The 3,208-nt window shown below is 59.4% G+C and carries 3 protein-coding genes and 1 pseudogene; 1 reads left to right on the top strand and 3 read right to left on the bottom strand.

Translation table 11 applies throughout. From position 1 onward, the window contains the following. Positions 1-933 (bottom strand): ABC transporter transmembrane domain-containing protein (locus WA989_RS03145; protein ID WP_424339069.1); only part of this gene is annotated, 933 nt, incomplete at its 3' end. Between the two features lie 100 nt (positions 934-1,033). On the opposite strand from WA989_RS03145, the gene WA989_RS03140 reads away from it, so the two are divergent. Next, a complete protein-coding gene (locus WA989_RS03140; RefSeq protein WP_424339068.1) occupies positions 1,034-1,597 on the top strand; it encodes a TIGR00730 family Rossman fold protein in 564 nt (187 codons plus the stop codon). Here the strand turns inward: WA989_RS03140 and gltX are convergent. Both gltX and WA989_RS03130 read right to left on the bottom strand, forming a co-directional pair. Continuing rightward, complete coding sequence (gene gltX / locus WA989_RS03135) at positions 1,594-2,937, bottom strand: glutamate--tRNA ligase (RefSeq protein ID WP_424339067.1); 1,344 nt, start codon at positions 2,935-2,937, stop codon at positions 1,594-1,596. The two genes, WA989_RS03140 and gltX, sit on opposite strands and share 4 nt — an antisense overlap. Next, positions 2,937-3,208 (bottom strand): annotated as a pseudogene (locus WA989_RS03130) (NAD+ synthase); the annotation flags it as partial. The pseudogene WA989_RS03130 and the gene gltX, both read right to left, overlap by 1 nt.

Here is a 3,208-nt window from a genome sequence, read left to right as displayed (position 1 = left end):
CATCATCACAGCCGTGAGGTCACCGATTTTCATTGTGCCCTGGCTGTAATTCCACGCCGACAGCGCGAGCACAGCAAGCAGGCCCGCATTCATGATGAAGGCCTGTACGCCGTTCAGCAGGTACATACTGCGGACCGCCTCAACATAGCGCTTGTTGTAATGCTGCATGGCGGTGTCGTACCGCCCGGTTTCACGCTCTTCTGCAGCGAAGGCTTTGACGGTTTCGAAATTGGTAAGCGTATCGATGGAAACGGCGCGCAGTTCGGTATCCGCCTTGTTCATCCTGCGGCGCTGGCGCACCCGCCATTCTGTGATGACAACGGTCGCAAGCACATAGAGAATGATCGTCACGATTGCGATCAGCGACAGGCGGTAGTCATAGGCCGCGCCGAGTGCGATGGAGGCGAGCGCAAGGCGCACAAAAGTCGGCCCGATATTGAAGGCGAGGAATCGGATCAGATAGTCGATCGCGCTGGCGCCGCGCTCGATTACCCGGTTGAGCGCGCCCGAGCGCCGCGTCTGGTGAAAGCCAAGCGACAGCGACTGGGCGTGCCCAAATGCGTCGACGCAGGCAATGCGCTGCGCGTCCTGGCTGACCGGGCTGAACAACACATCCCTCAGCTGAGGCAAGGCCGCAGCCAGAAAGCGAAGACCGATGGCGAAGCCAATCCAGACCACGGCAATCACCAGCGGGGTCGCCGTGTCTTCCTCGCCCGCAACCTTGTTGATCGCTTCGCCAAGCAGGATGGGCGAAATCACCTCGAGCACCGCCGCGCCCAGTGTGAGCACGATCGCAACAACCATGATCGGCCGCCATTTCGATAGCTCAGGCCGCGCCAACAGCTTCAGGATCCGGCCAATAGCCCCACCCAGTCCGCCATCGGCACTTTCAATCTGGTCTTTATCGTCTTGTGTCGCGTGCGGATCGCTCATTTGCGCCATATGGGTATGAATGCTGTTTCGAACAGGGCTGCTCTGGTGCGAATCTCTTCAAGCCCCTACATGGCGGAAAGACCTAAGGAATAAGTTTCGAATGCCAAAGCTAAAATCGATCTGTGTCTATTGCGGCTCCTCAAATGACGTGAAGCCCGCCTATATCCAGCTTGCGAAGGCCCTTGGCCGAACGCTGGCGGAGAAGGATATGCGGCTTGTCTATGGCGGCGGCGGCGTCGGTCTGATGGGCGCCTGCGCCCGCGCTGTTCACGAGGCGGGCGGGGAAGTTCTTGGCATCATGCCGAAATTCCTGCTTCAGAAAGAACGCATCTTTGAGGACGTCGAGCACGTCATCGTTGATGACATGCATACCCGCAAGCAGATGATGTTCGACGAATCGGACGCTTTCATCGTCCTGCCTGGCGGCATCGGCACGCTGGAAGAAGCCGTCGAAATGCTGAGCTGGGCGCGGCTCGGTCTTCACGCGAAGCCGATGGCCTTTCTGGATGAAGACGGCTTCTGGTCACCCTTTTTCGAACTGATGAACCACATCATCGATGGGAAGTTCACCCCCGAAGAGTTCCGCGCCTCCCTCGTCCATGAATCGACGCCCGAAGCTGCGATTGCCGCGCTGACGGACCGCGTCGTCGTGATGAACGACTAGGCGCGCGACAGGCGCCGCTCAATCGCCTCACGGCCGATCAGCGGTAGCAGCGTGCCCATGTCCGGCCCATGCTCCTGGCCGGTCAACGCCTTGCGAAGCGGCATGAAGAGGCCACGGCCCTTGCGGCCCGTCTTCTCTTTCAACGCGCTCGTCCAGGCGCTCCAGGACTGGGATGTGACCTCACCTTCGGGAAGCAAAGCTTTGGCCTCGGTTATGAAGTCGGCATCTTCATCATCGATGATCGACGCGATCTGGCCGTAGGCAATGTCAGCAAACGGCTTCGCATCGTGGACGGTCTGGCAATTCTCGCGCACAGTGAGCCAGAAAGTCTCATTCGCAGCTTCTGGCGCAATCGCCTTCAGCTGATCCTCGACCGCGGCAAAGGGCATCGAGTGCATCAGCGTCGCATTGAGAGCGAGCAGATCTTTCTCGTCGAATTTTGCAGGCGCGCGGCCAATCTTGGAGAAGTCGAAATCGGCTGCCAGTGCCTCGAGCGTGTCGCGCACTTCGATATTGTCGCTGGTGCCAAGCTTGGCGAGCAGCGACAGGATCGCCATCGGCAGGATCCCGCGTGCTGCCAGCGTATCCATGCTGAGCGAGCCGAGACGCTTGGAAAACGCGCCACCTTCGGCATCGACCAGAAGCGGCGTGTGCGCCATCTCGGGCGCCGTCCCGCCAAGCGCTCTGAATATTTCAATCTGCGCGCCTGAATTGGTGACGTGGTCCTCACCGCGCACGACGTGGGTGATCTTCGCATCGATATCATCGACCACAGATGGCAGCGTATAGAGGTAAGACCCGTCCTCACGGATCAGCACAGGGTCCGAAACACTCGATGTATCAATGCTCTGCGAGCTGCGGACCAGGTCAGTCCACTCCACGCGGTCACCAGACAGCTTGAACCGCCAGTGCGGCTTGCGGCCTTCCGCTTCGAGCTTTGCCTTGTCTTCATCCGTCAGGTTAAGCGCAGCTCTGTCATAGACAGGCGGACGGCCGCGCGAGAGCGCGATCTTGCGCTTGCGGTCAAGCTCATCTGCCGTCTCATAAGCGGCATAGAGCAGCCCCATCTCGCGCAGCTTGTCAGCCGCAGCGTCGTATTGGGCGAACTTGCCTGACTGGTTGAAGGTGTCGTCCCATTCGAGGCCGAGCCATTTGAGGTCAGCCTTGATCTGGTCTTCATAGTCCTTGGTCGAACGCTCAGTATCGGTGTCATCGACGCGCAGGAAAAACTTGCCACCGCGCCCCTTCGCGAACAGCCAGTTGATCAGCGCGGTGCGGACATTGCCAACATGCAGCTTGCCAGTCGGCGATGGAGCAAATCTTACGATGGGAGAGGTCATCAATCGTCCCTGAAACGGTTGGTAATCGGGTAGCGCCTGTCGCGGCCGAAATTCTTGCCGCCGACTTTGACGCCGGGCGGCGCCTGCCTACGCTTGTATTCGGCAAGATACAAGAGATGCTCGATCCGCTTTACAGTCGCCTCTTCATGGCCGCGCGCCATGATCTCGCGAATGTCCTCTTCCTCATCGACGAGCCCGCGCAGGATATCGTCCAGCTCGTCATAAGGCGGCAGCGAGTCCTCATCCTTCTGGTCTTCGCGCAGTTCTGCAG

Source organism: Henriciella sp., from assembly GCF_049649345.1.
Lineage (GTDB): Bacteria > Pseudomonadota > Alphaproteobacteria > Caulobacterales > Hyphomonadaceae > Henriciella.
Note: the sequence above shows the minus strand (reverse complement) of the source record. Positions and strands in the feature narration are given on the sequence as shown.